The sequence below is a fragment of the Streptomyces sp. NPDC001532 genome (assembly GCF_040298625.1).
In the GTDB taxonomy this organism is placed as follows: Bacteria; Actinomycetota; Actinomycetes; order Streptomycetales; family Streptomycetaceae; genus Streptomyces.
In genome coordinates this window covers 73,185-93,168 of record NZ_JBEPAL010000028.1, presented here as the reverse complement: position 1 = coordinate 93,168, position 19,984 = coordinate 73,185, and the positions used below count along the sequence as shown (strand labels likewise).

Annotated in this window: 20 protein-coding genes; 14 read left to right on the top strand and 6 right to left on the bottom strand. The window is 73.9% G+C overall.

Features of this window, described 5'->3' with window-relative positions; genetic code table 11:
* Positions 1–68: 68 nt before the first annotated feature.
* Positions 69–674: a flavin reductase family protein gene (locus ABT232_RS24560; protein WP_351843400.1), complete on the top strand. Its 606-nt coding sequence runs from the start codon at positions 69–71 to the stop codon at positions 672–674.
* A gap of 49 nt (positions 675–723) precedes the next feature.
* A complete protein-coding gene (locus ABT232_RS24555; RefSeq protein WP_351843398.1) occupies positions 724–1,182 on the top strand; it encodes a GNAT family N-acetyltransferase in 459 nt (152 codons plus the stop codon).
* Between the two features lie 5 nt (positions 1,183–1,187).
* Here the strand turns inward: ABT232_RS24555 and arfB are convergent, their stop codons facing one another.
* Positions 1,188–1,625, bottom strand: coding sequence for an alternative ribosome rescue aminoacyl-tRNA hydrolase ArfB (arfB, locus tag ABT232_RS24550; RefSeq protein WP_351843396.1), 438 nt, complete (start codon positions 1,623–1,625; stop codon positions 1,188–1,190).
* Positions 1,626–1,778: 153 nt separating this feature from the next.
* On the opposite strand from arfB, the gene ABT232_RS24545 reads away from it, so the two are divergent.
* Positions 1,779–2,354, top strand: coding sequence for a TerD family protein (locus ABT232_RS24545; RefSeq protein ID WP_351843394.1), 576 nt, complete (start codon positions 1,779–1,781; stop codon positions 2,352–2,354).
* Positions 2,355–2,465: 111 nt separating this feature from the next.
* Complete coding sequence (locus ABT232_RS24540) at positions 2,466–3,431, top strand: bifunctional GNAT family N-acetyltransferase/NUDIX hydrolase (protein WP_351843392.1); 966 nt, start codon at positions 2,466–2,468, stop codon at positions 3,429–3,431.
* A 3-nt stretch (positions 3,432–3,434) separates the two neighbouring features.
* Here ABT232_RS24540 and ABT232_RS24535 read toward each other — a convergent pair whose 3' ends face one another.
* A complete protein-coding gene (locus tag ABT232_RS24535; protein WP_351843390.1) occupies positions 3,435–4,832 on the bottom strand; it encodes a M1 family metallopeptidase in 1,398 nt (465 codons plus the stop codon).
* A 66-nt stretch (positions 4,833–4,898) separates the two neighbouring features.
* Between ABT232_RS24535 and ABT232_RS24530 the strand changes: the two genes are divergently transcribed.
* Positions 4,899–5,399: a hypothetical protein gene (locus ABT232_RS24530; protein ID WP_351843388.1), complete on the top strand. Its 501-nt coding sequence runs from the start codon at positions 4,899–4,901 to the stop codon at positions 5,397–5,399.
* Positions 5,400–5,411: 12 nt separating this feature from the next.
* Here the strand turns inward: ABT232_RS24530 and ABT232_RS24525 are convergent, their stop codons facing one another.
* On the bottom strand, positions 5,412–6,086 hold the full coding sequence (locus ABT232_RS24525; RefSeq protein ID WP_351843387.1) for a pentapeptide repeat-containing protein: 675 nt from the start codon (positions 6,084–6,086) through the stop codon (positions 5,412–5,414).
* A 134-nt stretch (positions 6,087–6,220) separates the two neighbouring features.
* On the opposite strand from ABT232_RS24525, the gene ABT232_RS24520 reads away from it, so the two are divergent.
* The 3 genes from ABT232_RS24520 (at position 6,221) to ABT232_RS24510 (ending at position 10,011) form a co-directional block, all read left to right on the top strand.
* The gene (locus ABT232_RS24520; RefSeq protein WP_351843385.1) at positions 6,221–7,390 is read left to right on the top strand and encodes an NAD(P)-binding protein; all 1,170 of its coding nucleotides are present in this window, start codon (positions 6,221–6,223) and stop codon (positions 7,388–7,390) included.
* A gap of 53 nt (positions 7,391–7,443) precedes the next feature.
* Positions 7,444–8,424, top strand: coding sequence for a zinc-binding dehydrogenase (locus ABT232_RS24515; protein WP_351843383.1), 981 nt, complete (start codon positions 7,444–7,446; stop codon positions 8,422–8,424).
* Between the two features lie 81 nt (positions 8,425–8,505).
* A complete protein-coding gene (locus ABT232_RS24510; protein ID WP_351843381.1) occupies positions 8,506–10,011 on the top strand; it encodes an MFS transporter in 1,506 nt (501 codons plus the stop codon).
* A gap of 92 nt (positions 10,012–10,103) precedes the next feature.
* On the opposite strand, the gene ABT232_RS24505 is transcribed toward ABT232_RS24510, so the two are convergent.
* A complete protein-coding gene (locus ABT232_RS24505; protein WP_351843379.1) occupies positions 10,104–11,501 on the bottom strand; it encodes an NAD(P)/FAD-dependent oxidoreductase in 1,398 nt (465 codons plus the stop codon).
* Between the two features lie 88 nt (positions 11,502–11,589).
* On the opposite strand from ABT232_RS24505, the gene ABT232_RS24500 reads away from it, so the two are divergent.
* Entirely contained in the window at positions 11,590–12,480 is an 891-nt protein-coding gene (locus tag ABT232_RS24500; RefSeq protein WP_351843377.1) for an aminoglycoside phosphotransferase family protein, read from the top strand.
* Between the two features lie 17 nt (positions 12,481–12,497).
* Here ABT232_RS24500 and ABT232_RS24495 read toward each other — a convergent pair whose 3' ends face one another.
* Both ABT232_RS24495 and ABT232_RS24490 read right to left on the bottom strand, forming a co-directional pair.
* Positions 12,498–13,400 carry an alpha/beta hydrolase gene (locus tag ABT232_RS24495; RefSeq protein WP_351843375.1) on the bottom strand — a complete coding sequence of 301 codons (903 nt, stop codon included), beginning with the start codon at positions 13,398–13,400 and terminating at the stop codon, positions 12,498–12,500.
* A 109-nt stretch (positions 13,401–13,509) separates the two neighbouring features.
* Entirely contained in the window at positions 13,510–13,980 is a 471-nt protein-coding gene (locus tag ABT232_RS24490) for an ester cyclase (protein ID WP_351843373.1), read from the bottom strand.
* 308 nt (positions 13,981–14,288) lie between these two features.
* Between ABT232_RS24490 and ABT232_RS24485 the strand changes: the two genes are divergently transcribed.
* The 5 genes from ABT232_RS24485 (at position 14,289) to ABT232_RS24465 (ending at position 19,967) form a co-directional block, all read left to right on the top strand.
* On the top strand, positions 14,289–16,178 hold the full coding sequence (locus ABT232_RS24485; RefSeq protein WP_351843371.1) for an AfsR/SARP family transcriptional regulator: 1,890 nt from the start codon (positions 14,289–14,291) through the stop codon (positions 16,176–16,178).
* A gap of 207 nt (positions 16,179–16,385) precedes the next feature.
* Positions 16,386–17,930 (top strand): acyl-CoA carboxylase subunit beta, encoded by a 1,545-nt coding sequence (locus tag ABT232_RS24480; protein WP_450871938.1) that lies wholly within the window; start codon positions 16,386–16,388, stop codon positions 17,928–17,930.
* On the top strand, positions 17,927–18,169 hold the full coding sequence (locus ABT232_RS24475) for an acyl-CoA carboxylase epsilon subunit (protein ID WP_351843367.1): 243 nt from the start codon (positions 17,927–17,929) through the stop codon (positions 18,167–18,169). Before ABT232_RS24480 ends, ABT232_RS24475 begins: the two co-directional genes overlap by 4 nt.
* Positions 18,170–18,425: 256 nt before the next feature.
* Positions 18,426–19,430, top strand: coding sequence for an ACP S-malonyltransferase (gene fabD, locus ABT232_RS24470; protein WP_351843365.1), 1,005 nt, complete (start codon positions 18,426–18,428; stop codon positions 19,428–19,430).
* A gap of 123 nt (positions 19,431–19,553) precedes the next feature.
* Positions 19,554–19,967 (top strand): acyl carrier protein, encoded by a 414-nt coding sequence (locus ABT232_RS24465; protein WP_351843363.1) that lies wholly within the window; start codon positions 19,554–19,556, stop codon positions 19,965–19,967.
* Positions 19,968–19,984 lie beyond the last annotated feature (17 nt).

Genomic DNA, 19,984 nt, shown 5'->3' with positions numbered 1-19,984 from the left:
AGCCCTAGGACCGGCTTCGGGCCGAGGTCCGATGCGAGGCGCCATCACCGGAGACTAGCGTTTCGAACGTGCTGAAGACTCCCCCCTCCGCCCCGACTCCCCCGTCCGCCCCGGCCGTGCCCGTACAGCCCCGCCCCGCCGGGCATGCTGAGGGAGTGAGCAACGACGAGTTCCGCGCCGCCATGGCCCGGCTGGCCGCCGGTGTCGTCCTGGTGACCGCGGTCGAGCCGCCGCTGGACCCAGACGACCCCACGGCACCGGGCGGCGAGGACGTCGGCATGACCGCGACCGCCTTCATGTCCGTCTCCCTCGACCCACCGCTGGTCATGGTCAGCCTGCGCGAGGGCTCCCGCATGGACGACCTGCTCGCCGAGCAGCCGCTGTGGGCGGTCTCCGTCCTCGCCGACAGCCAGCGGCAGATCGCCGGCCGGTTCGCCATGAAGGGCCGCCTCAGCGACCGGCTCCTCTTCGCCGACCTCTCCCACCGCCGCGGCGAGGCCTCCGGCGCGCCCCTGGTGGACGGCGCCCTCGCCACCCTGGAGTGCCGCACCGAACAGCGCGTCACGGCCGGCGACCACACCCTGGTGATCGGCCGGGTGCTGACCGCGCGGGTGCCGAGCGCACAGGGCGGCCCGCTGACGTACTTCCAGGGCCGGTACCGGCAGCTGGGCTGAGCCGGAATCTCCCTCGCCCGCGCGAGACCGACCGGCGTACGGTGCCGGCATGATCCGCCTCGAAGAGCTGACCCCCGGCAATCTCGACGCCGCCACGGGCATCCGGGTGCGCCCCGACCAGGAGCACGCGGTCTCCCCCGTGACGCGGTCCCTGGCCGAGGCGTACGTCCATCCCGCCGGGGTCGCCTGGCCCCGCCTCATCACCGACGAGGGCCGCCCGGTCGGCTTCCTGATGGCCTTCCTCGACATCGACTGGCACGCCGACGGCACCGTCCTGCGGTCCGGCCTGTGGCGCCTGAACATCGCGGCCGAGGAGCAGGGCAAGGGCTACGGCCGCTTCGCCGTGGAGTCCGTGGCCGCGGAGATCCGCCGCCGGGGCGGCAAGGAGCTGTACGTCACCTGGCACCCCGGCCCGGACGGACCCGAGGGGTTCTACCTGGGCCTCGGGTTCCGCACCACCGGGGAGACGAGCGGCGGACAGACGGTGGGCGTGCTCGACCTGGACTGACCCCGCTACGACCAGTCGCCGCCGGAGCGTCCGCGCTTGGTCTGGGAGCGCTGCTTCTTCTCCCGGAGCCGGCGTTCGTTGATGCCGCGCGGGACACGGGTCGGCCGGCGCGGCTTGGGCGGCGGCGCGGTCGCCTCCGCGAGCAGCGCGGCCAGGCGCACGGCGGCGGTCTCGCGGTTGCGCCACTGGGACCGGTGCTCGGAGGCGCGCACCACGACGACCCCGTCGACCAGCCGCCCGGCCAGCCTCTGGAGCGCCCGCTCCTTCCACACCTCGGGCAGCGCCTCGGTGCGGGCGAGGTCGAACCGCAGCTCGACCTGGGAGTCGCTGGTGTTGACGTGCTGCCCGCCCGGACCGGACGACCGCGAGAAACGCCACATGAGCTCGGCCTCGGGAAGCGAGACGGAGCCGCGGATGACGTGAGGACCGGACATGGCGTCCATGTTCCCGCCCGGGTCCGGTCCACGTCACCCGAATAACGCAGGTAAAGAAAGTAAAGGAGCTGGAACCTCGCGTACCCCCCGCGACGTTCATGGGGGTAGCTGTAGCTTTTTGCCGTACGAAAAGTACGAAAACGAGGGAAGGGACTCCCAACAATGGCTGTAAGCCTGTCCAAGGGTGGCAACGTCTCGCTCACCAAGGAGGCTCCGGGCCTGACCGCCGTCACCGTGGGCCTCGGCTGGGACGTCCGGACCACCACCGGCACCGACTTCGACCTCGACGCCTCGGCGATCGCGGTCAACCCCCAGGGCAAGGTCTACTCGGACGCCCACTTCGTGTTCTTCAACAACAAGCAGACCCCGGACCAGACCATCGTCCACACCGGCGACAACCGCACGGGCGAGGGCGCGGGCGACGACGAGGCGATCAACGTCAACCTGGCCGGCCTCCCGGCCGACGTCGACAAGATCGTCTTCCCGGTCTCGATCTACGACGCGGAGTCCCGCTCGCAGAACTTCGGCCAGGTGCGCAACGCCTACATCCGCATCGTCAACCAGGCCGGCGGCACCGAGATCGCCCGCTACGACCTGTCCGAGGACGCGGCGACCGAGACCGCCATGGTCTTCGGCGAGCTGTACCGCAACGGCGCCGAGTGGAAGTTCCGCGCCGTCGGCCAGGGCTACGCCTCGGGCCTCGCGGGCATCGCGCAGGACTTCGGCGTCAACGTCTGATCCCACGGACCGGCAGCCTGAACACCGGGCCTCTCGGCGCCTCGCCGAGGGGCCCGACGGCTTTCCGCCGGCACGGGGCCCGAACCCGAGGACACCCCCTAGGTTGGCCCTGTGATCATCGATGTGCTCGACGTCCCGCCCGACCGTGACATCCCGGCTCCGCTGCTCGCCGAGCTGACCGCGCTGCACGCGGCGAACCGGGAGTTCCAGGCGCTCAGCGGGGACTTCCCGGACCCGGACGACATCCGGCCGGAGCAGGTGGCGGTGGCGCTGGCACAGGAGCTGGCGCAGCCCGGCAGCGAGGTGCTGCTCGCGCGCAGCGAGGGGCGGCTGGTGGGGATGGCGATCACGCTCGCCCGGCATCCCGACCCGGCGGACCCGGATCCGTGGATCGGGCTGCTGATGGTGGATCCGGCCGTGCGGCGGCAGGGGTTCGGGCGCCGGATCGCCGCCTTCGTCGAGGACCGGTTCCGGGCCGCGGGCCGCACCGGGCTGCGGCTCGCCGTCCTCGACAACAACCCCAAGGCGCTGGCCTTCTGGACCTCGCTCGGTTTCGAGATCGTCGCCCACCGCCCCGACCGTGCCCTCGGCCGCCCCTGCGCGGTGCTGTGCAAGCCGCTGCGCACCCCGCGCCGCGCCGCCCGGGTCGCCGTGGTGGACCCGCAGGGCGCGGTGCTGCTCTTCCGGTACGACAACGTGGAGGTCGGCGTCCACTGGGCGCTGCCCGGCGGCGGTCTGGAGGACGGTGAGGGCCCGCGCGAGGGCGCCCTGCGGGAGCTGGCCGAGGAGACCGGCTGGACCGACCTGGAGCCGGGCCCGCTGCTGTGCACCTGGGAGCACGACTTCACCCACTCCGGCGTCCCCGTACGGCAGCACGAGCACGTGTACGTCACCCGCGGCCCGCGCCGGGAGCCCGCCGGCCCCCAGCTCGCCGCCGCGCACGCGGCCGACGGGATCCTCACCTGGCGCTGGTGGACACCGGCGGAACTGACCGAGGAACGGGACCCGGTGTGGCCGCCGGGGCTGGCGGGGCTGCTGGAGGAGTGGGCGGCGGGCGAGCGGAAGACGGGTGCCTGAGCCTCAGGGCCGGTCGGGCCGTCCGTCGCCGTACAGCCAGTCCTCCCAGACGCCGGACAGGTCCTTGTCCGGCGCCCGCTGTTCGACCCAGGCCGTGAAGTCCTCGGTGGAGGCGTTGCCGTGGCGGTGGTCGGCGGCCCAGTCGCGCAGCAGGGCGCGGAAGGCGCTGTCGCCGAGGAGCTGCCGGATCTTGTGCAGGACCATCGCGCCGCGCTGGTAGACGGGGTCGGCGGAGATGTTCTCGGCGCCGTCCGGCCGGGCCGGCGGGAAGGCCCACAGGTCGGGGTGGGTGTCCTCGCCGTGGTCGTAGAGCGCCTCGAAGGTCCGCTGGGCGCTGTCCCCGCCGTGCTCCTCCGCCCACAGCCACTCCGCGTAGGTCGCGAAGCCCTCGCTGAGCCACATGTCCCGCCAGCTCTTCGGGGTGACCGAGTCGCCGTACCACTGGTGGGCCAGTTCGTGGACGAGGAGCGGCAGGTCGGGGGTGCCGGGGAAGACGGGGCGGTTCTGGGTCTCCAGGGCGTACCCGGCGCTGCCGGGCGCGGTGACGATCGCGCCGGTGGAGGAGAACGGGTACGGCCCGAAGGTGTCCCGCGCCCACGCCAGGACCTCGGGCAGGCGGGCCAGCACCGGGCGGCTCGCCGCCGACTCGGCCGGGTCGACGGCGGTGTGCACCGGCAGGCCGTCCGCCGTCCGGCCGCGCCGGATCTCGTACCGCCCGATCACCAGCGTGGCGGCGTGGCTGGGCATCGGCTCGGCGGTGCGCCAGGTGTGGGTGGTCCGCCCGCCCGTGGTGCGCTCGCCGGCCGGCTCCCCGTTCGACACGGCCGCGAGGCCGCGCGGCACGGTCACCGCGATGTCGTACGACGCCTTGTCGGAGGGGTGGTGGCTGCCGGGGAACCACGCCATCGAGCCGACCGGCTGGCCGAGCGCCAGCGCGCCGTCGGCGGTGGGCAGCCAGCCCTCCTCGGAGCCGTCGGGGTCGGTGACGGTGACGGGGGTGCCGGAGTAGCGGACGGCGACCTCGAAGACGGCGTCCTCGCGGAGTTCGTCGCGCGGGCGGACGGTGAGTTCCTGGCCGGCGTGGTTCCAGGCGGCGGTGGTGCCGTCGACGGTGACGGAGCGGACCGTCAGTCCGTCGAGGTCGAGGTTGAGCGCGGACAGCGGCCGGGTGGCGCGGGCGGTGACGACGGCGTGACCGGTGAGGCGGCGGGTGGCGGGGGTGTAGTCGAGGGCCAGGGCGTAGTGGGTGACGTCGTATCCGCCGTTGCCGGCCCTGGGGAAGTACGGGTCGCGCACACCGGAGCCGCCGGGCGTGCCCTCGACGCCGCCGCCGCAGGCGGTCAGGGCGAGGGCCAGGGACGCGGAGACGGCGGCGGGGACAACGGGCGCGAAACGGGACACGTCCGTGATCCTATGGCGGCGGATCCCGGGGCCCTGCGGCCGCGGCGACGTGACACCATCACTCACGTGCTCGACATCGGCTACGCCCTCTCCAACCGTTTCCCGGACCCGCCGCAGACGGACTACCGCCGCGCGGACGTCCACGCCCTGCGGCACGACCTGTTCTGCGGCGACGTCTACCTCGCCGACGCCAAGGCGGACCGGGAGCTGTCCACAGCCTGGGGATGGGTGCCGGTGCTGGACTTCGCCTGGGCCCTGTGCGACATCGTGGAGCAGCTGGACCGCGACCCGGCGGGCTCCCGCGCCTCCCGCCCCCAGCACGCGGAGCTGGACTTCACCGAGTCCACCGACCGCATGCTCTTCGAGCGCCGCTTCGGCTGGGTGGACATCGAGGCCGACTGGATGCCGGCCGAGGAGGCGCCGCTGACCTTCTCCCACTCCGAACTGCGCCGCGAGGCCCGCGACTTCCTCCACGATCTGATCGCCGACCTGTGCGATCTGCACGAGGACCTGGCGGAGAACCCGGCGATCTGGACGCTCCAGGCGCGCTTCCCCCGGCTGCCGTGAGCGGCGCCGGGGTCACACCACGCGCACGCCCAGTGCCGCCGCGAACACCTCGGCCAGATCCACCAGTTGCCCCGGGCTGATCACCGCCCCCGACAGCCGGTCCGGCCCGCCCGCGATCTCCAGCGGTTCCGCGCCGCGCAGATCCACGTCCTTGAGGGTCGCCGCGGTGAAGTCGACGCCCTTCACCGCGCAGTCCACGAACTCCACCCGCTCCAGCCGGGCGCCGCCGAAGTCGGGCTCGACCAGCACGCAGTTCTCGAAGACGACGTCTCTGAGGCGGGCCTTGCGCAGGTTCAGGTAGTCGAGCTTGCCGCCGGTGATCACCACCCGCTCCAGCACCGCGCCGTGCCACTGCACCCCGCCCAGCCGCGGATCGACCAGCCGCACGTCCCGCAGCGAGGAATCGGCCAGGTCGGTGCCCACGCCCTGGATGCCGGTGAGGACGGAGTCGAGGAGGCGGGCGCGGCGCAGCCGGGTCTCGGTCACGGTGCAGCCGGTCAGCGCGCAGTCCATGAAGCGGGCGCCGCCGCCGTCCTGCCCGGTCAGGTCGGCCTCCTGGAAGGCCAGCCCGTCGTAGTCGCCGTCCGGCTCCAGGCGCTGCCCCTCGTACGGCTCCAGCGGTGGCAGCCGCACCTCCGGCCGCCGCGCGCCCTTCACCGTCGTCCCGCCCGCCGCTTCGCTCGTCATGCCCCCCATGGTGCCCGCCCGCACCGACAACGCCTTTGACCTGCGGCACTCCGCGCCATGTCACATTTCCGGGCCCCCGATCCGTCCTCCATGCACGAAGGCGACGCGACCCGAACCCGAGGGAGATCCACCCCATGCACCGCATCACCGTCATCGGCGGCGGCCTCGCCGGTCTCACCGCAGCGATCACCGCCGCCGAAGCGGGCGCCCAGGTCACCGTCCACGAGGCGCACCACACCCTCGGCGGGCGGGCCCGGACCGCCCAGGGGCCGTACCGGACGAACGAGGGCCCGCACGCGCTCTACAACGGCGGCCCGCACTGGGCCTGGCTGCGGCAGCGGGACCTGATCGGTCCGCTCGCCCCCCTCCCGCCGCTGGAGGCCGCCCGGCTGCGGCTGCGCCACCACGGCGTCCTGCGCCGCACCCCGCCCTTCGCCATGCTCAAGCTGCTGCGGCGCGGCGCCCGCCGGGCCCCCGTCGACGTCGACTTCCTGTCCTGGGCGACCGAGCAGGCCGGGGAGGAGGGCGCCCGCGCCGCCGCGCACTACTGCGCCGTCGCGCTCTTCCACCACGACCCCGGCTCGCTGTCCGCCGCGTTCGTGCAGGAGCGGCTGCGCCGGGCCACCAAGCTGCCGCCCGAGGCGCACTACCCGCGCGGCGGCTGGGCGAGCGTGATCGACCGGATGGCGGGGCGAGCCTGGAACCTGGGGGTGCGGATCGAGACGCTGTCCCGGGTCGACGCCCTGCCCACCGACGGGCCCGTCATCGTCGCCACCTCGCTGGACGCCGCCCGCCGGCTGCTCGGGGACGAGACGCTGACCTGGCCGAGCGGCCGTACGGCCCTCATCGACCTCGCGCTGCGCACCCGGCGCGGTGACGCGTTCGCCGTCTCCGACCTGGACGCGCCCGGCTGGATCGAGCGGTTCACCGCGCAGGACCGCACGCTCGCGCCGGCCGGGGAGCAGCTGATCCAGGGGCAGATCCCGATCGGGCCGGACGAGTCGCGGGCCGACGGCGTCGCCCGCGCCGAACAGCTGCTCGACCTCGGCTTCGAGGGCTGGCGCGAGCGGGTCACCTGGCGGCGGGAGGCGACCGCGAACCACCGCACCGGCGCCGTCGACCTGCCCGGCACCACCTGGCGCGACCGTCCGGCCGTCGACCGCGGGGACGGCGTGTACCTGGCGGGCGATCAGGTCGCCGCGCCCGGGGTGCTGTCGGAGGTGTCCTTCAACAGCGCGCTGACCGCGGTGTCGCTGGCGCTCGGCCGGCACGGATCGGAGCGGCTTGACCTCAAGCATGCTTGAGGTCGAAGAGTGGGGCCGTACGACGCCGGACCGTCACCCCTGGGGGGAAAGCCATGCGCGCCATCCGACTCCACGCCTTCGGCCCCGCCGAGAACCTCGTCCTCGAAGAGGTCGAGGACCCCGCCCCCGGCCCCGGACAGCTCCGCATCGCCGTCGCGGCGGCCGGGGTGCACCTGCTGGACACCGCGCTGCGCGAGGGCCTGCGCGGCCCGCTGCCCGCGGTGCCCGAGCTGCCGACCGTCCCCGGCCGTGAGGTCGCCGGTGTCGTCGACGCGCTCGGCGAGGGCGTCGACGGGATCTGGCTCGGCAAGCGGGTCGTCGCCCACCTCGGGTTCGCGCCCGGCGGCTACGCGGCGCTCGCCGTCACCGGCGCCGAACGCGTCCACGAGATCCCGGAGAACCTCGACTTCGCCCAGGCCGTCGCCATGATCGGGACCGGGCGGACGGTGATGGGGATCGTGCAGTTCGCCGAGCCGGGGCCGGACGACGTGGTCGTGGTCCCGGCCGCCGCCGGCGGCATCGGCACCCTGCTGGTGCAGTACGCCAGGAACGCCGGCGCCACCGTCGTCGGCCTGGCGGGCGGCCCCGCGAAGACCGCCAAGGTCCAGGCGAACGGCGCCGACCTCGCCGTCGACTACACGGACCCGAGCTGGCCGGAGAAGGTGCGCGCCTGGCTCGGCGGCCGGGCGGCCACCCTCGTCTTCGACGGCGTCGGCGGCGACGCGGCCCGCGCGTCCGTCGCGCTGCTCGGGCCCGGCGGCCGCCACCTGGTGTTCGGCTGGTCCGGGGAAGGACTGCACGACGGGACGCCGTACCTGGTCGAAGGGGTGTCCGAGCAGGTCCTCGGCCCGGTGATGACCCGGAAGGCCGGCGGCCCCGACCCGATCCGCACCCTGGAGCTGCGCGCCCTCGCCGAGGCCGCCGCGGGCCGCCTCGTCCCCGCCGTCCACCGCTTCCCCCTCGCCGAGGCCGCGGCGGCCCACCGGGCGCTCGAGACGCGCGGGACGACCGGCAAGGTGGTGCTGGAGCCCTGAACGGGACGCCGTGCCGCCCGGGCGGGTGAGCGGAGAGCCGCCCGGGATGCGGGCGGCCCGCGGTCGTGGTCATGTGGCTGAATGAGTGTCCCCCGAGAAGGTGACCCGACCGTTTCCCGGGACGCCGCCGCCCGCCGCCGCTGGTGGGGGCTGGTGGTCATCGCGCTCGCGCAGCTGATGGTCGTCCTGGACGCGACCATCGTGAACATCGCGCTGCCCTCGGCCCAGCGCGACCTCGGCATGTCCGACGGCGACCGGCAGTGGGTGATCACCGCCTACACGCTGGCCTTCGGCGGACTGCTGCTGCTCGGCGGCCGGATCGCCGACCTGGTGGGCCGCAAACGCACCTTCGTGATCGGGCTGGTCGGCTTCGCCGCCGCCTCCGCGTTCGGCGGCGCGGCCACCACCCCCGGCATGCTGTTCGGCGCCCGCGCCCTCCAGGGCGTGTTCGCCGCCGTCCTCGCCCCGTCCGCGCTCAGCCTGCTCACCACGACGTTCACCGACCCCAAGGAGCGCGGCAAGGCCTTCGGCATCTACGGCGCGCTGGCCGGCAGCGGCGCGGCCATCGGCTTCATCGTCGGCGGCCTGCTCACCGAGTACCTGGGCTGGCGCTGGTGCCTGTACGTCAACGTGCCCATCGCCGTCCTCGGCGTGATCGGCGCCTACGTCCTGCTGCACGACCGCCCCGGCCACGCCGAGGTCCGGCTGGACGTGCCGGGCGTCCTGCTCGGCTGCGGCGGCCTGATCGCGATCGTCTACGGCTTCAGCGAGGCGGAGCCGAAGGGCTGGACGGACCCGCTGGTGCTCGGACTGCTCGCGGCCGGCGTGGCCCTCCTCACGGTCTTCGTGTGGTGGCAGGGCCGCGCCCGCACCCCGCTGCTGCCGCTGCACATCCTCAAGGACCGCAACCGGGCGGGCTGCTTCCTGACCATGGGTCTCGCCGTGATCGGCATGTTCGGCCTGTTCCTGTTCATGACGTACTACCTCCAGGTGATCCTGGGCTACTCCCCCGTCATGACGGGCCTGGCCTTCCTGCCGCTCACCGCCTCGATCATCACCGGCTCGACCCAGATCTCCGCCCGGCTGCTGCCGCGCGTGGGCCCGCGTCTGCTGATGGCACCCGGCATGCTGCTGGCCGCCTGTGGAATGCTGATCCTCACCCGGATGACGGTGCACTCGTCCTACGCCACCGACATCCTGCCCGCGCTGATCCTGCTCGGCCTCGGCATGGGCCTGACGTTCATGCCGGTGTTCTCCACCGCCACCGCCGGCGTCGCGCCGCGGGACTCCGGGGTCACCTCGGCCACCGTCAACACCTCGCAGCAGGTCGGCGGCTCCATCGGCACCGCCCTGCTGAACACCATCGCCACCACCAGCAGCACCACCTACATCGCCGCCCACCTGACCGACCCCGCCCAGCGCGACCTCGTCACCCGCGAAGGCATCGTGCACGGCTACACCGTCGCCATCTGGTGGGCCGCCGCGATCATGCTCCTCGCCTCCCTGGTCGCCACCCTGATGGTGACGACGAGACCCCCGAAACGCGGGTCGCCGCAGGAGACACCGGTGCGCCAATCGGTGTCCTGAGACCGGGAACCTCCCGATCCGCGACCCCGGCCGGGCCTAGGGGGTGTCTCCTCGATCAGGCCGGGAGCCCGGCATGATCGGCGAGACACCCCCTAGTGCCGCCCCGCCACCCGGTCCGCCCAGCGGGCCAGGCGGGAGGAGGTGGTGGTGTGGGCGGCGCTCTCGCGGCGGTCGGCGGTGCGGTAGGTGGCGTACATGCCGTGCACGCCGAGCCAGCGCAGCGGCTCCGGCTCCCACTTGCGGACCTTGTGGCCCACCCACGGCAGATCGGTCAGCTCGGTGCGGCCCGCCTGACCGGAGTCCTGCCGGACGAGGTCGCGCAGGGTGCGGGCGGCCAGGTTGGCGGTGGCGACGCCGGAGCCGACGTAGCCGCCCGCCCAGCCGAGGCCGGTCGTGCGGTCCAGGGTGACGGTGGCGCACCAGTCGCGCGGCACCCCCAGCACCCCCGACCAGGCGTGCTCGATCCGCAGTCCGGCGAGGGCGGGGAAGAAGGCGAGCAGGACCTCGCGCAGCGCCTCCACGGTCGCGTCCTGGGTGCGGCCGTCGTTGTCGGTGCGCGAGCCGAAGCGGTACGGCACTCCGCGCCCGCCGAGCGCGATCCGGCCGTCGGCGGTGCGCTGCGCGTACATGTAGGCGTGCGCCATGTCGCCCAGCGTCTCCCGGCCGTCCCAGCCCAGCTCCGCCCACTGCTTCTCGGTCAGCGGCTCGGTCGCGATCATCGAGGAGTTCATGGGCAGCCAGGTGCGCTTCTGGCCCTCCAGGGAGGCGGTGAAGCCCTCGGTGCAGCGCAGGACGTACGGCGCGCGGACGGTGCCGTACGGCGTCACCGCGTGCTTCGGCTCGATCCGCGTGACCGGCGTCGACTCGTGGATGACCACGCCGAGCGCCTCGGCGGCCGCCGCGAGGCCCTTGACCAGCTTCACCGGGTGCAGCCGCGCCCCGTGCGGCGTCCACGTCGAGCCGACCGCGTCCGCGACCCGGATCCGCTCGGCGGTCTCACGGGCGCCGTACAGCTCCCGGTCCTTCTCGCCGAACGCCAGCTCCGCCGCGTGGAAGGCCTTCAGGCGGGCGAGCTGGGCGGGGGTGCGGGCGACCTCCAGGACGCCGCCCTTGTGCAGGTCCGCGTCGATGCCCTCCGCCTCAGCCGTCCGGATCACCTCGTCGACGGTGTCGTTCATGGCCCGCTGGAGGCGTACGGCGGCCTCGTGGCCGTGCAGCTTCGCGTACCGGTCGCGGCCCGCGATGCCGTTGTACAGCCAGCCGCCGTTGCGGCCGGAGGCGCCGTAGCCGCAGAACTTCTGTTCCAGCACGGTGACGCGCAGGAAGGGCGCCGCCTTCTTCAGGTAGTACGCCGTCCACAGGCCCGTGTAGCCGCCGCCCACGATCACCACGTCCGCGGAGGCGTCACCGTCCAGCGGCGGCCGGGCCGCCGGGAAGCCGTCGTCCGCGTACCAGAAGGAGATTCCGCCGTTCACGACACCGCTGCTCATGGACCCGGACGTTAACCCGGCCGGGGCGCCGGTGTCTGCTGCGGAATCCGTGGACTTTGGGGCGGTTACGCCGCGTAGGCTCGGCCGGGTGATCGACGTACCCGAGCAACTGGCCGCCTCACAGGCGAAGTTCAACGGCGACCGGGGCCGCGCGTTCATCGCGCGGCTGCCGGAACTGGCCGCCGGGTTCCTGGACCGCTGGCGACTTCGGCTGGACGGGCCGTCCATGTACGGCTGGACCGCGCTGGTGCTGCCGGTGGTCCGCGCGGACGGCACGGCCGCCGTGCTCAAGCTCCAGCTCCTCGACGACGAGAGCGAGGGCGAGCACCTGGCGCTGCGGGCGTGGGACGGCGACGGCGCGGTCCGGCTCCTCGACCACGACGCCGGCACCGGCACCCTGCTGCTGGAACGCCTCGACCCGGCGCGCTCGCTCGGCCACCTCCCCGACAGCCGCGAGGCCGTGCTGGTCCTCGCCCGGCTGCTCGCCCGCCTCCACCGCCTCCCCGCGCCGCCCGGGATGCGCCGGCTCGCGGACATCGCGCGGGCCATGCTGGAGCGGACGCCCGCGGTGCTGCGGCGGATCCCCGACCCGCGGGACCGGCGCCTGCTCGCCGACTGCTCGGCGGCGCTGCGGGAGGTCGTGGACGAGCCCGGCGACCGGCTCCTGCACTGGGACCTGCACTACGACAACGTCCTCGCCGCCGATCGCGCCGACTGGCTCGCCATCGACCCCAAGCCGCTCGCCGGCGACCCCGCGTTCGATCTGCTCCCGGCGATCGACAACCGCTTCGACCCGGACGAGGTGCGCCCGCGCTTCGACGCCATGACGGACGTCCTGGCCCTGGACCGCGCCCGGGCCCGCGCCTGGTGTCTCGCCCGTGTGCTCCAGAACTGTCTGTGGGAGGTGGAGGAGGGCCGCTCCCTGGAGGAGGAACAGCTGGAGATCGCCCGGCGGCTGCGCACCGCCGGGGGCGGCTGACGCCGGCCGGACGCCCCCTAAGGAGTGTCCGCGCGCAGTCGCTGAAGGCGTTCCTCGAAGAAGGCCAGGGCCCGCAGGTGGTAGCCGCGGGCGGCCCAGCCGAGGCTGATGTTGTGGCCGGCGGCGGGCTGTCGCTCGACGCGGACGACGGGCGCCGAGGTCAGATGGGAGGTCAGTTCCGCCAGGTCCTCGGCGCCGTGCAGCCACCACGCCTCGTGCTCGGCGAAGGTGAGGCGCAGCGGGACGCGGAGGGCGGGCGCCAGTTCCTCGAACATGTCGGGCCACCGGGTCACCTCGGCCGCCTCGCGCGGCGGCATCGGGGCGACCAGCGCGTCGGCCGCGCGGAAGGTGCCCGGCGGATAGAGGTCCAGCGGACCCCAGTTGCGCTCCCAGTGCATCCGGCGGCGCACCCGCGGGATGTCGGCCGGTTCGATGTCGTAGCGGTGGCCGCAGCCGGAGATGTCCAGGGCGAGAAGACCCGGCGTGCGCGCGGCCGTCACCAGGGAGAGCTTGCCGCCGTAGGAGTGGCCGAGCAGGAAGACGCCCGCGCCGGTGGCGTGGCGGGCGCCGAACTCCTCCAGCGCGGCGGACAGCACCGCCGCCTGCTCGGCCAGGGTCTGGCCCTCGGGGAGCGCGGCGGCGGAACCTCCGTAGCCGGGGCGGTCGACGGCCAGCACCGTGAAGCCGAGGCGGGCGCCGAGGGTGAGCAGGGAGAGGTCGGGGTGGGCCTGCCCGTCGAAGTAGCCGGCCCGCATCCCACCGCCGTGCACGGCCACCACGGTGGCCCGCGGCGGCCCCGGGCTCGCCTCGGCGAGCAGACAGGACAGTTCGAGGCCGGCCGCCTCCAGGGTGAGGTGCCGCACCCCCTCGGAGAGGGTCTGCGGCGGCTTCGGCTGCCGCCCCGCCCGGGTCACGGTCACGCGTCGGTCCTTGTCACTCGGTGGACGGTCCGTGGTCAGTGGGTGCGCGCCGCACCGCGGGCCGGGGTCTCCCGTGCGGGGCCCCGGCCCGGTCGCGACCCGCGGCGGCTCAGGCGAGCTGGCGGCGGAAGGTGTCGAGGTCGAAGTAGAGCGTCTCGTCGATGAGGACGTCGCCGTCGAAGTGGAAGAAGACGGCGACGGGGGCGTCGACGCTCTTGCCCCGGTTGGGGATGCCCCGCCAGTCCGCCTTCTGCTCGCCGCGGACCTGGGCCTCCAGGATCACCGCGGTCGGCGTGTGGTGGACGTGGAAGAGGTCGTGGTCCAGCTCCGGGAAGGCGGTCCGCAGTTCGGCGAAGTAGCCCTTCTTGATGGCCTCCTCACCGATCAGCGGCCCCTCCTCGAACGGCATGACGCGGTAGACGCCGCCGCGCGGGAAGGTGGCGAGCACACCGTCGATGTCCCAGACGGTCTCGGCGATGGTGTGCTCCATGACGACCGCCTCGCGCTTCTTGCGCAGCTCCTCGTCGGGGGCCGGCAGATCGGCGCCGGGCAGGTGGAACTCGTGTTCTTCGGTGGCCATGGGATTCCTCCACGCGTCGGCTGGTCCGGTTGTCCGGTCGCCGGCGACGCTAGGCGCGGTACCTCGCCTGTCCCTCGGGCCGGCCTCGCACGCGCCTTAGGCCCGCCTCGCACCGCTCTCGGCCCCGCCTCGTCCCCGCCTCGTCCGTGACTAGCACCTGCCTCGGACCCGCCTCGTGCGCAAGCGCCGCAGGTCAGAGGCGTAACGGAGTGGAATTTTCCGCTCCGGTGGGGCAGAGCGGAACTCTAGGGGCGCTGCACTGGCCAAAGCTAGCTTTCCGGGCACCGAAAGGATGCGGGTGATCTTCCATGGAGCTCCGGATACTGGGATCGATAGAACTGTGGACCGGCAGTGCCGTGGCCGACATCGGGCCCGCCCGCCAACGCGGCATCCTCGGTGCCCTGTTGGTGGATCCCGAACAGCCGGTGCCGCTGGAGTCCCTCGTCGACCGCGTATGGGGCGACCGGCCCCCCGCGGGCGTCCGCAACGTCGTCCACACCTACGTCACCCGGCTGCGCCGCGCGCTGGCCCGGGCCTCCGAGGATCTGCCCGAGCCGATCGGCCTGGTCAGGACGCCGGCGGGCTACCGGGTCGAGGCGGACCCGGGCGCCGTCGACCTGGTGCGCTTCCGGCGGCTGCTCAGAAGCGCCCAGCGCGAGGACGTGGGCGACCGGCAGCGCAGCGCGGTCCTCCAGCAGGCGCTGGCGATGTGGCGCGGGGACGCGCTGGGCGGTATGCACAGCGACTGGGCGGGGCGGGTCCGGCAGACCCTGCGGCAGCTGCGGCACGAGGCGCTGAGCCAGTGGGCCGACACCGAACTGCGGCTGGGCCGGCCGGGCACCGTGCTCGCCGAGCTGCGCGCCGCCCTGCTCACCGACCCGCTCTCCGAACAGCTCGGCGAGCGGCTGATGCGCGCGCTCTATCTGGACGGCCGCAGCGTGGCCGCGCTGGAGCACTACCAGTCGATGCGCCGGCTGATCGCCGAGGAGCTGGGCACGGACCCGTCCCAGCGGGTCCAGCAGCTGTACGAAACGATTCTGCGCGGCGAGTCCATGGAACCGGCGCCACCACCCGAACCCGCTCCGGGACCGCCCGTGCGGCTCACCGCGCCGCCCGCCCCGCGCGCGACGCCCGCCGTCCCGCAGATGCTCCCGCTCGACCTGCCCGACTTCACGGGCCGGGAACGGGAGATCGCGGTCGCCCAGCGCGCGCTGACCGCCCCCGGCGGACCACCGCCGCCCTCGGTGCTGCTGGTGGGCGGCGGCGGCAGCGGCAAGACGGCACTCGCCGTGCACCTCGGCCACCGTATGCAGTCCGCCTTCCCCGACGGCCAGTTGTACGCCGGGCTGCGCGGCAGCGGCGACCACCCGGCCGACCCGTACTCGGTGCTCGGACGGCTGCTGCGGGCCCTCGGCACCGATCCGGCGCGCATCCCACGGGACCCCGACGAACGCGCCGAGGTCTACCGCTCGGCACTGGCCGGCCGCCGGCTGCTGGTCGTCCTGGACGACGCCGCCGACGACGACCAGCTGCAACCGCTGCTGCCGGGCAGCTCCGACACCTCGGTGCTGGTCACCAGCCGCAACCGGCTCGGCACCCCGCCAGGCGCCCGGGTGGTGCAGCTGTCCGAGCTGCCGCAGGGCCACGGCGTGCGGCTGCTGGCCCGGATCGTCGGGGAGGAACGCGTCACCCGCGAGCCGACCGCGGCCGCCGCGATCGTCCGCTACTGCGGCGGACTGCCCCTCGCCCTGCGCGCCGCGGCCGTCCGGCTCAACGCCCGCCCGCACTGGCCGCTGCGCCGCTACGCGGAACGGCTGGCCGACGAGGAACGGCGGCTGGACGAGCTGGCGCACGGCTCGCTCAGCGTGCGGGCCAGCTTCACCGCCTCGTACAACTCGCTGCCCAGCGACGCCAGAGAGGTGCTGCGCTGCCTGGTGGACCTGCCGGTGGCGGAGTTCGACGCGCATCTGGCGTGCCCGGTGCTCGGCAAGGACTTCCGCACCGTCGAGGACGCCTGCGAGCAGCTGGTCGAGGCGCACTTCCTCGGCGTGGTGGACGGCGTCCCCGCCGAACAGCCCACCCGGTACCGGCTCGACGGTCTGTACCGCACCTACGCGCTCGGCCTGACCGAGGCCCGGACCCCCGGCGAAACCCCCGGCCGGGCCCCCGGCCGGACCCCCGCGGCGGAGCCGGTCTAACGCGCTGACCTGGGAGTACACAGCCCGTCAAGAAGCAGTCCAGTCTTTCGCCCACACAGGTGCCCGAGAGTCGAACCGAAGGCCGCCCCACCAGGACAGAGAGGGACCGCGATGGCTCTATCGGACGCTCCCCAGGCCGTGCTGCCCGGCCTGCCGGAGACCGCATTCGAGACCCGGCAGCCGGCGGAACCGGTACGGCAGCCCACCATGGCGGAGCTGACCGACGAGCTGACGGCCCGTCGGGCCCAGGCCCACTTCGGCCGCGACCCCGAGGCCGAGGCCCGGCACCTCGGCAAGGGCAAGCTGCTCGCCCGTCAGCGCATCGAGAAGCTGCTCGACCCGGGCACGTTCACCGAGCTGGGCGTGTTCGCCGAGCACCGGGCGACCGGCTTCGGAATGGAGAACTCGCACCCCGAGGGCGACGGTGTGATCACCGGCTGGGGCGAGGTCGACGGCCGTACGGTCTTCGTCTTCGCCCATGACGCCCGGGTGCGCGGAGGGGCGCTGGGCGCCACCTTCGCCGCCAAGATCCACCAGTTGCTGGACTTCGCCGACTCCGTCGGCGCCCCGGTGATCGGGCTCAACGACGGCGGCGGGGCCCGTATCCAGGAGGGCATCGACGCGCTCGCCGGGTTCGGCAAGCTGTTCGCCCGCAATGTGCGCGCCTCGGGTGTGGTGCCGCAGATCAGCGTGGTGCTCGGCTCGTGCGCGGGCGGCGCGGTCTACTCGCCGGCCCTCACCGACTACACGTTCATGGTCGAGGGCATGGCCAACATGTTCATCACCGGCCCCGACGTGGTGCAGGCGGTGACCGGCGAGCAGGTCAGCCAGGAGGAGCTGGGCGGCGCGCAGACCCACGGCACCCGCACCGGAGTGGCCAGCTTCGTCGCCCCCGACGAGGAGAGCTGCTTCGAGGGGGTGCGGGAGCTGCTGTCGTACCTGCCCGCCAACAACCACGAGCTGGCGCCCGTGGTCACCCCGCACGACGACCCCGACCGGCGCTGCGAGGAGCTGCTGCGGCTGGTGCCGGTCGACGACCGGACGCCGTACGACATCCGCACGGTGATCGGGCACATCGTGGACGACGGCGACTACCTGGAGGTCCAGGAGACCTGGGCGCCGAACATCGTGTGCGCGCTGGCCCGCCTCGACGGGCACACCGTCGGGATCGTCGGCAACCAGCCGGCGGTGCTGGCCGGGGTGCTGGACATCGACGCCTCCGAGAAGGCGGCGCGGTTCGTGCGGACCTGCGACGCGTTCAACATCCCGCTGGTGACGCTGGTCGACGTGCCCGGGTTCATGCCCGGCACCGAGCAGGAGCACAACGCCATCATCCGGCGCGGGGCGAAGCTGCTGTACGCGTACTGCGAGGCGACCGTGCCGCGGGTGCAGGTCATCCTGCGCAAGGCGTTCGGCGGGGCGTACATCGTGATGGACTCCAAGTCGATCGGCTCCGACCTGTCGTTCGCCTGGCCGTCCAACCAGACCGCCGTGATGGGCGCGGAAGGCGCCGCCAACATCATCTTCCGCCGGCAGATCAAGGCCTCGCCGGAGCCGGAGGAGCTGCGCAAGGCGCTCGTCGCCGACTACACCGAGCAGCTGATGAACCCGTTCGTGGCCGCCAGGCGCGGTCATGTCGACGACGTGATCGACCCGGCCGACACCCGGCGGGTGCTGATCAAGTCCCTGGAGATGCTGCGCACCAAGCGATCCCGGCAGCCGGTGCGCAAGCACGGCAACGAGCCGCTGTGAGCACGCCGGCCGCCGCCTCGCTGGTCGTCCTGCGCGGCGACCCCACCCCGGAGGAGCTGGCCGCGCTGGTGGCCGTCCTCGCGGCGGTGCGCCCCGCCCCCGAGCCACCGGGCCCGCGTCCGGCCGGCGGCGGCTGGCGAGCACCGGGCCGGTGGCGCGAGCCGGTCCCGGCCACCGCCGCCCCGGATCCGGCGGGCTGGCGCCGCACCGACGCCCCGCACCGCGGAAGGAGCCTGTGATGACCGCGCGGACCGCCTCCGGCGACCACGCCGCCGGCCCCGGACACCCCGCCCGGCTCTCCCGCCGCCCCACCGCCCGCCCCGGCCCGTCCGGCCCCGCCGGACCCACCGGACCCGCAGGACCCACCGGCCCCAACGGACCCACCGGCCCGCGGGCTTCGGCCCGGCCGGCCGGGACCAGACGACCCACCGGAAGCACCCGGAGCACCCGAAGCACCAGGACGACCCGCCACACCGGATTCACCAGGAGGACGTGATGACCGCAACGACCGGCCCCGGCGGTCACGGGGAGATGAGCGGCTGTCTGGCCATGTTCCCCGGCCAGGGCTCGCAGCGGCCCGGCATGGCGGCGCACCTGCTGGCGGAGTACCCGGCGGCGCGGCGGATGTTCGCGCGGGCCGACGAGATCCTGGGGCTGCCGCTGTCGGAGATCTGCGTCACCGGCACCGAGGAGGAGCTGGCCCGCACGGAGGTCACCCAGCCCGCCATCGCCGCGACCAGTCTCGCGGTGTGGGAGCTGCTGCGGGACGCCGGCTACGAGCCCGCCGCGATCGCCGGGCACAGCCTCGGCGAGTATCCGGCGCTGGTGGCGGGCGGGGTGCTGAGCCTCGGTTCCGCGCTGGAGCTGGTGCGGCTGCGCGGACGGCTGATGGCCGAGGTGTCCCGTGAGGTGCCCGGCGCGATGGCGGCCGTGCTCGGCCTGCCCGCCGAGCGGGTGCTGGCCGTCTGCGGCACCGCCTCCGGCGCCGGCCTGGTGGAGGTCGCCAACTACAACGAGCCCCTCCAGACGGTGATCTCCGGGCACGCCTCGGCGGTCGAGGAGGCCGGCCGGGTCGCGCTGGACGCGGGCGCCGAGAAGGTCGTACCGCTGAAGGTGAGCGCGCCCTTCCACTGCTCGCTGATGAGCGCGGTGGAGGAGGAGTTCACCCAGGCCCTGGCGGCCCACCCGTTCGCCGACCCGGTGCTGCCCGTCATCAGCTCCGTCACCGGCGACTACGTCCGCTCCGGCGCCGAGGCGCGGGACCTGCTGCGCCGCCAGCTGACCGGGCCGGTGCGCTGGGTGGAGGTGCTGCGCACGGCCGCGGACCACCCGGTGACGGCGTACACCGAGATCGGGCCCGGCCGGGTGCTGAGCGGGCTGGCCCGCCGCACCCTCGACGAGGTCCGCACCCGCTCCACCGGCGACCCGCGCCGCCTGACGGCCCTCTACGGCGCGCTCGCGCCCGGCGGGTGGCGGGAAGCGGAGGCACTGGCGTCCTGACACCCCGCCTCCCGGCGCCCCATGAACCGCCGGCGGACGGCCGGCCGCACCACCCCACCGACCACCACGAGCCATCCGTTCACGCATCCGTTCACGGAAACCGTTCACGAAGGGTAAGGACACATGTCGTACGAGGGGAAAGACTTCAGCACCATCGTCCGGGAGGCCGTCGCCGACGCGCTGGGCCTCGATGTGGAGGAGGTCGTGCCGGAGGCCACCCTCCTGGGCGACCTGGACGCCGAGTCCATCGACCTGCTCGACATCCTCTTCCGCATCGAGCGGGCCTCGGACGTGAAGATCAAGGTCGCCGACATCGCCGAACTGCTCCAGGGCGGCATCCCGGACGAGGAGTTCGCCGACGAGAACGACATCATCAACGAGGTCGGTCTGGCCCAGCTGAAGAAGTCGCTGCCGCAGATCGACGTGGCGGAGCTGGCGGGCAAGCTCACGGCGGACGAGGTGCTGACCCTGTTCACCGTGCAGAACCTGACGGACCTGGTGACCGAGCGTGCCGCCCTCGCCGCAGCCGCTGCGTGAGCCGGGTGCGGGGCGGT